The following is a 7277-nucleotide window of genomic DNA, read 5'->3' as shown; positions in this document are numbered from 1 at the left end:
GTGGGGATCGGCCACACGCGGTGGAGCACCCACGGCGAACCCACCGCGCCGAACGCGCACCCGCACACGGACTGTACGGAGTCGGTGGCGGTCGTCCACAACGGCATCATCGAAAACTGCGAGGCGCTGAAAGCGGAGCTCCGCGACCGGCACGTCTTCACCAGCGACACCGACACCGAGGTCATCCCCCACCTGATCGAGACCCACCTCGAAGACGGGGTCTCGCTCGTCACGGCCGTCCAGCGAACGACCCGGCAGCTGGAGGGGAGCTACGCGATCGCGGTCACGGCGGCCAAACACGACGGGATCGTCGTGGCGCGCGAGGACAGCCCGCTGTTGATCGGGCACGGGGAGGCGGCCACGTACGTCGGGAGTGACGCGACGGCCTTCATCGACCACACGGATCGCGTGACGTATCTCGAAACCGGTGACATCGCTCACCTCACCGACGACGACGTGACCGTCTACAACGACGGGACGCAGGTCCAGCGCGACGTCCAGACGCTCGAGTGGGACGCCGACACGGCCAGCAAGAGCGGATACGACCACTACATGCTCAAGGAGATCCACGAACAGCCCCGAGCGCTCCGACAGGCAATTTCGGGCCGGATCGATGACCTCGGAACGGGCGTCGACCTCGATCTCGATCTCTCCGTGGACTATCTCCGATCTGTCGAAGAAATTCAGATCATCGCGTGTGGCACCTCGTATCACGCCGGGCTGTACGCCAAGGAGCTGCTCGAGACCGCGGCCGACGTGCGGGTGACGGTGACGATCGCCAGCGAGTACGAATTCACCGGCGGGCGCGATCCGTTGGAGACGCTCGTCGTCACGATCACTCAGAGCGGCGAGACCGCAGACACCCTCTCGGCGCTGCGCGACGCCGCACGCGCGGGGGCCCGCACGCTCGCGGTCACCAACACGCTCGGCAGCACCGTCACCCGGGAGGCCGACGAGACGGTGTTCATCCGCGCCGGTCCCGAGATCGGCGTCGCCGCCACCAAAACGTTCGTCTCGCAGGTGGCGACGATGACGCTGTTGGCGACGCCTCTCGGACACGTTCGGAACGCACTCTCGACGCAGGCAACCCGTGAGCTGCTGGCCGGCGTCCAAGAACTGCCAGGGGCTGTCCAGCAGATCCTCGATCGGGAAGCGACGATCAAGCAGGTGACACGGAACCACACCGACAGAGAGGCGTTCCTCTACATTGGACGAGGGGCCGGGTACCCCGTCGCGCTTGAGAGCGCGCTCAAACTCCAGGAAATCTCCTCTGACCACGCCGAGGGGTTCGCTGCGGGCGAACTGACAGAGGCGGCGTGAGGAGAAAGGACAGTGCCGGGAGTGTCTCGACAGTGTCCGAGTTGCGTCCGCCGATAGCTCAGATAATCGTGTGTATCGATCCCAGAATGCAGCCCGGGCACGGCGCTTTACCCTTCGGTAGCCGGCGAGACGTCACTCGAACCACTTGACGTACGAACACGACGGGCAGTCGGCCCGCGTGACCCACTCGTCACCCCGATCGTGGTTCTGTGGGGGGACGTTCGACACGTCGAGATCCATATCCCCACAGTCAGGGCAACGTGACGGAATTGGCATGGCCCTCTATCGGCGGCAACGCAATCGGCCGATATCAAGCTACCCCTGTTATGGAGTTCCTGCGGCGCGATATCCTCGTCTATCGGCCGTTCCACCCCGACGAACACGGCGGATTCCGTGACCGCGGCCGGTTCGCGATGCGAGTCAACACGATACTGCTTCTCGTCGGCGGCTACGTGACGTACCGATTCTACACGGAGGGGCTCTACTACGTCGGCACGGAGGGGTTCGTCTCACCCCTCGGAATGGTCGCGTGGGGCGTGTCCTACCTCGCGCCGGTCATCGGGTACGTGTGCTTCGTCCCGTTCTGGCTCTACCGCTCGTTTTGGCGGCTCCACCGAAAAATGGAAGACGGGCGTCGCAGGCGGCTGGAGGAGCTGCAGCGAGCGGAGCGGGCCGACAGAGAGTCCAGCTCGCGGCAGTGCTCTGAGTTCCATATCGACGCGCCGCCGCGGGAATCGATTCGTTCGGCTCCGAAGTGGCCGGTCGAGCGGCAGGGTCTGTTCGGCATCGTCGTGCTGGATGCCGTACCCGTCGTCGTCACGGTCGTGATCTGATGGGCCACGGTCCGCGATCTCGGTTGCGACGGGCGATCGACGCTTCGGGGGCGTTCGAAACGGACCAGACACCGAGCGACCGCCAGTCACACCGGTCGGAGGGGTTACTGATACGGGTCACACACGTGTTCGAGCCCCTCCGCGAACGAGATCTGCGGCTCCCAGCCCGTGGCCGCTCGGAGCTTGGAGATGTCGGCGTACGTGTCGTGAACGTACACCGATTCGGGGATCGGGTTCTCGACGTAGGTCGGCTCGACGGCGGTCCCGAGCTCCTCGTTGATGAGCTCGACGAGTTCGTTGAAGCTGTACGGCTCCTCGGTACCGACGTTGTAGACGCCGGTCAGCCGCTCGTCGCCGGCGACCGCGAGCGCGCGGACCACGTCGTCGACGTGGGTGAAGTCGCGGGTTTGCGTGCCGTCGCCGTACAGTTCCGGCTGGCGGTCGTGCGCGATGTCGTCGGCGAACTGCGCGATGACGTTCGCGTACTCGCCCTTGTGGCCTTCGGCGCCGTCGTACCCCTGATAGACGGAGAAGAATCGCATCCCGGCCATCGCCATCCCGTAGTGATTGGCGAAGTACTCGGCGTACCGCTCGCGGGCGAGTTTCGACGCCTCGTATCCCGTGTTCACCGCCACGTCCATCGACTCCGGCGACGGCTCGGTGCGGTCGCCGTAGATCGATGAGGTCGACGCGTACACGACCGTGTCACAGCCGTCGTCGCGCGCCTGCTCGACGGTGTTGACGAACCCCTCGACGTTGACCCGCGCACCCAGCTGCGGGTTCTCCTCGTGCATCGCGTACGAGGAGAGCGCGGCGAGGTGATACACCACGTCCACGTCCGTCGGGAGGTCGTCGTCCAGCACGCTCTTGTTGTGGTACGTCACGTCGTCGGAGAGATTGACCGGCGTGCCGAGGTACTCGTCGTCGATCGCGATGACCGTGTTCTCCGCCGCGAGGTGATTCGCGAGGTTCGACCCGATGAATCCGGCACCGCCAGTCACCAACACGCGCTGATCCTGCATAGACGGAAGGTGTACGAGACCCGACAAAAACGATGCGATTACCCATTCCGTGACGAACGAGCGACAAGAATTTATGGGACTACCCGCAAGGATACGGATATGGAAGACGCGAACGCCCACCCACGGTGCGAGTGCGGCCGGAGGATCACGCGGGGGCTGTCGGCGGCGGCGCGGTGTGACGTCTGTCGCCGAAAAAAGCGGTAACGCCCGTTTTGGAGCCGCCTCTTTAGCCTGAACTCACGCCGGATCGGCCCACCGGAGGAGAGGATGAGCGGGCCGACGGAGTGAACGGGAACAGAAGTGGGCGCCGGCGACGAGCCGAGCGGGGAGTAGCGGCGCTCGGTCCCGGTGTGCGAAGACGGCAACGGGCGATGAGCGAGAGCCGAGCGTCGAAAAGCGGCTCCGATAACGTGTTCCGAGGGGCTACGAGTACGGGTTACGTTTATTTCAGATTAAGATAACAAATTCGCTGATGAAATGAACAGTTCGATATTTGTCAGTTGCTGTGTTTGCGGTTCGTATGGGAAACGCGGGCGCGACGGGTGAAAGCGACGACGTCGGCTCGCTCGGGTCCGTTCACCGAAGCCACGTCTGGGAGCTCGGAGCGGTACTCTGGGGTCTCGCGGTGGTCTCGGTCCTCGTCGTCGGCAGATACGCGACGATAGCGAGGGTACAGGCGACGATACAGGAGTCGCTGGTCCCGCTGGTGGAGGTCATCGTCGTCGTGACCGTGTTCGCCGTGCTCGTTCCGGTCGTAGCGAGGTAGGGATATCCGGGGGGGTGCGGTCGCGGGAGGACCGCGTGAGCCGTATCGCGCCCGCCTCGTGAGACGCTGTCGCATCCGGACGGCGTACCTGTCCCCCGGGGACTCGAGCCGTCGATCGTCGCCGCCACCGACCAGCCGGTGCCGGTCGGCCGCTGGACGAGCACGTTGACGAATTGGAACACGTCGGCGGGAGACGCGTACACCAACAGCGGTGAGAGGTTCGTGAGCCCGACCGAGGTTCGTGAGACCGACCGAGGTTCGTGAGACCGACCGAGAGGCGATCCGACTCGCGTTCCCCGAGAGCGTCGGTGAATTTCGCTCCGATCGACGTGAGGTCGCTCGGGTGCTGGGCGTATTTCGTCGTCGCGGTGTCGTCCGCCGATCGGCCCAGAGCGTTCGTGATGCAGTCGACGACGACCGGAGTCGCCTCGTCACCGTCAACCAGTCGGCGATGCGACGACCGAACGCAGTTCGCGGGCTCCCGCGTCGACACCACGACCGGACGACCCGCCGACTCACCCAGCGTCCGGTGAAACAGCCGCCGCCGCCCCGACAGCGTCGGACCGGTTATGAGAACCGTCTCGTCGTCGCCCACGGACAGATCCATCAGCGAAGATTGATATCCTCTCCGAGAACGACGCGGTCGGGACCGAGTCTGTCGCGTCCGCCGTACCGTTCAGATGCTCTTATATGTCCGCCGCACCCACCTCCGTACATGGACGACCACTCTCACGAGCCCGACCCGGACGCACGCGTGACCGCCCCCATGCAGGAGTTCGGCAGCCGCGAGGTCGGCATCGGCGCGGCCGTCACCCTCGTCGGCCTGCTGATCGCGTACGTCATTCCCTTCCTGTTCAGCGTCTGAGCGGCTCGGCTTCCGGCCGATATGAAAACGAAACCGCCGACAGCGCCGCGCTTAGCGCGGGTACCACGCCAGCGGGTGGTCGGCGGTGAGTTCCAAGGTGACCGGCTCGTTGAGCCCGAACTCCTCGACGTGGTTGTGCAGGCAGTGCACCGTGTCGCCGGACTCTAACTCGACCCGGTAGACGAACGACGGTCCGACGTACTGCCGCGAGACGATGATCCCGTCCGCCAGTTCGGGGCTCGCGGGCGTCGCCCGGAGGTCGTCGGGCCGCACGAGCACGTCGACGGGCGCGCCGTCGTAGACCGTGTCGTACCCCTCCAGCGTGACGGCGTCGAACCGGCCGATCCCGGTCTCGACCTGCTCGTCGCGGAGCTCCCCTTCGAGGAACGACGCCCGTCCGAGGAAGGAGGCGACGAACTTCGACTCGGGGCGCTCGAAGACGGCCTCGGGACGGCCGACCTGCTCGATTTTGCCCTCGTTCATGACGGCGACGCGGTCGGAGATGGACATCGCCTCCTCCTGGTCGTGCGTGACGGAGACGGCGGTGACGCCCGCCTCCTTCAGGATGCGGCGGACCTCCTCGCGCATCTCCACGCGGAGCCGGACGTCGAGGTTCGAGAACGGCTCGTCGAGGAGGAGCACCTCTGGCTCGGGCGCGAGCGAGCGGGCGAGCGCGACGCGCTGCTTCTGCCCGCCGGAGAGCTGGTCGGGCGTCTTCTCGCCGTGCTCTGGCATGTTAACGAGGTCGAGCAGTTCGTCGACGCGGGCCGCGGTCGCCGCCTCGTCGGCGTCGGAGAGCCCGAAGGCGATGTTCTCGCGGACGGTGAGGTGCGGGAACAACGCGAAGTTCTGGAAGACGATACCGACGTCGCGCCGCTCGGGCGGGACGAGCGTGCCGTCGCCGGCGACGGTCGTCCCGCCGAGGCTGATCTCCCCGTCGCTCGGCTCCTCCAGCCCGGCGATGGTCCGGAGCATCGTCGTCTTCCCGCAGCCGGAGGGACCGAGGAAGGTGAGCAGTTCGCCCGGTTCGACGTCGAGCGAGATGCCGTCGACGGCGGTCTCGGGGCCGAACTCCTTGGTCATGTCCGACAGCGACAACACCGGACGGGGCGACGGGTCCGCGGGCGACCCGCTCTCCGTCCCGCTCGACTGCCTCGTGCCGACGTGTTGCGTTTGTGCCATCGGTGAGTCGGGCGCCGGATCGACCGGCGTCCCGTGATTGCCACTAGGTATTTTAGGAACACCTAAAAGCGTATCGCTCGCTTCCGCGCGGCGAAAATCCGCGTCGAGAGCGCCCCCGTCGCGGCGTCAGGCCAGCTCCCGCTCGATCACGCCGCGGAGCTCGCGGATCGCGTCGGCGTCGAGCGCGGTCGACTCGTCGCCGACCGACAGCGAGAGCGTCCCGTCCGCCGTCACGTCGCCGAGCCGGAGCACGGGGAGGTCGCCCGCGGCCTCGGCGACCGCCTCGGGGGCGGTGGTCTGGACGACGAGGCGGCCGGGCGTCTCGTCGAACGCCGCGACGCGGTCGGGAAGGGTCACGTCGGCGCCGGCCGCGTCGGTCACCAGCTCGGCGAGCGCGACCGCGAGCCCGCCGTCGCTCACGTCGTGAGCCGCCAGCGTCGACTCCCGGCGCGCGACCGCCGCGAGCGACGCGACGCGGTCGGCGAGGTCGGCGCCGGCCGACCCGTCCGGCAGCTCCGGGAATCGGTCGGTCCCGCCCGCCTGCGCGAGGTACTCGGAGCCGCCGAGCGCGTCGCCGCCGGCGCCGACGAGGAGGAGTTCGGAGTCGGCGGCGCGGTCGGCGTCGAGGGCGGCCGGCGGCGCGTCGTACCCGCGCTTCGTCCCGATCAGCGCGAGCGTCGGCGTCGGCGGGATCGGGCCCTCGACGCTGTCGTTGTACAGCGAGACGTTGCCGCCGACCACCGGGGTGTCGAGGGCGGCGCACGCGTCGGCGAGCCCGTCGACGATCCCCTCGAACCCGCCGTACACGTCCGGCTTCTCCGGATTGCCGCCGTTGAGACAGTCGACCGCGGCCAGCGGGACCGCGCCCTTCGCGGCGAGGTTGGTCGCGTTCTCCACGGCGACGGCGCGGGCGCCCTCGTACGGCGCGGTCTCGGTCCAGTTCGGGTTCGCGCCCGAGGAGAGCGCGAGGCCGACCCCCTGCTCGTCGGCGTCGAGCGCGGCGGAGTCGTCGCCCGTCGCCCCGTCGGTCGCGGTCTCCCGGATCGCCATGACCGCGGCGTCGTCGCCGGGTTTCACGGCCGTGCGAGCGCCGACCTCGTGGTCGTACTGGCGGTACACCCAGCGCTTGCTCGCGGTCGACGGGGCCGAGACGACCGCCTCGACCGCGTCGGCGAGGGCGGGTTCCGGGTCGGGGAGGTCGCGACCGGGCTGCGTCGGCGTCTCGCTCGGGAGGTCGTTCATCGGCGCGCCGTCGGCGAGGTACGCGGCGTCCACGTCGACGGCGGCCG

General features: G+C 67.6%; 6 protein-coding genes and 1 pseudogene. 4 read left to right on the top strand and 3 right to left on the bottom strand.

Annotated features, from left to right (window positions below):
• Positions 1 to 1305: pseudogene (glmS, locus tag OQF71_RS13145) on the top strand (glutamine--fructose-6-phosphate transaminase (isomerizing)); the annotation flags it as partial.
• 341 nt (positions 1306 to 1646) lie between these two features.
• The gene (locus OQF71_RS13140; protein WP_280588210.1) at positions 1647 to 2153 is read left to right on the top strand and encodes a hypothetical protein; all 507 of its coding nucleotides are present in this window, start codon (positions 1647 to 1649) and stop codon (positions 2151 to 2153) included.
• Positions 2154 to 2257: 104 nt separating this feature from the next.
• Here OQF71_RS13140 and OQF71_RS13135 read toward each other — a convergent pair whose 3' ends face one another.
• Positions 2258 to 3175 (bottom strand): NAD-dependent epimerase/dehydratase family protein, encoded by a 918-nt coding sequence (locus tag OQF71_RS13135; RefSeq protein ID WP_280588209.1) that lies wholly within the window; start codon positions 3173 to 3175, stop codon positions 2258 to 2260.
• A gap of 520 nt (positions 3176 to 3695) precedes the next feature.
• On the opposite strand from OQF71_RS13135, the gene OQF71_RS13130 reads away from it, so the two are divergent.
• Both OQF71_RS13130 and OQF71_RS13125 read left to right on the top strand, forming a co-directional pair.
• Positions 3696 to 3941 (top strand): hypothetical protein, encoded by a 246-nt coding sequence (locus tag OQF71_RS13130; RefSeq protein WP_280588208.1) that lies wholly within the window; start codon positions 3696 to 3698, stop codon positions 3939 to 3941.
• Positions 3942 to 4656: 715 nt separating this feature from the next.
• Positions 4657 to 4806 carry a hypothetical protein gene (locus OQF71_RS13125; protein ID WP_280588207.1) on the top strand — a complete coding sequence of 50 codons (150 nt, stop codon included), beginning with the start codon at positions 4657 to 4659 and terminating at the stop codon, positions 4804 to 4806.
• Positions 4807 to 4857: 51 nt separating this feature from the next.
• Here OQF71_RS13125 and OQF71_RS13120 read toward each other — a convergent pair whose 3' ends face one another.
• Both OQF71_RS13120 and OQF71_RS13115 read right to left on the bottom strand, forming a co-directional pair.
• A complete protein-coding gene (locus OQF71_RS13120) occupies positions 4858 to 5988 on the bottom strand; it encodes an ABC transporter ATP-binding protein (protein ID WP_280588205.1) in 1131 nt (376 codons plus the stop codon).
• A 126-nt stretch (positions 5989 to 6114) separates the two neighbouring features.
• Positions 6115 to 7277, bottom strand: a 1163-nt coding sequence (locus tag OQF71_RS13115) for an AIR synthase related protein (RefSeq protein ID WP_280588204.1), incomplete at its 5' end; no start/stop codon positions are given.

This window comes from Halorubrum sp. Boch-26 (assembly GCF_029889805.1).
GTDB lineage: Archaea > Halobacteriota > Halobacteria > Halobacteriales > Haloferacaceae > Halorubrum.
This window is presented reverse-complemented; position numbering and strand designations above follow the sequence as displayed.

What these genes read in the sequence shown, in the direction of transcription:
- OQF71_RS13140 (WP_280588210.1), top strand. Translation starts at nt 1,647, where the DNA reads ATGGAGTTCCTGCGGCGCGATATCCTCGTCTATCGGCCGTTCCACCCC.
- OQF71_RS13135 (WP_280588209.1), bottom strand. Translation starts at nt 3,175, where the DNA reads ATGCAGGATCAGCGCGTGTTGGTGACTGGCGGTGCCGGATTCATCGGG.
- OQF71_RS13130 (WP_280588208.1), top strand. Translation starts at nt 3,696, where the DNA reads ATGGGAAACGCGGGCGCGACGGGTGAAAGCGACGACGTCGGCTCGCTC.
- OQF71_RS13125 (WP_280588207.1), top strand. Translation starts at nt 4,657, where the DNA reads ATGGACGACCACTCTCACGAGCCCGACCCGGACGCACGCGTGACCGCC.
- OQF71_RS13120 (WP_280588205.1), bottom strand. Translation starts at nt 5,988, where the DNA reads ATGGCACAAACGCAACACGTCGGCACGAGGCAGTCGAGCGGGACGGAG.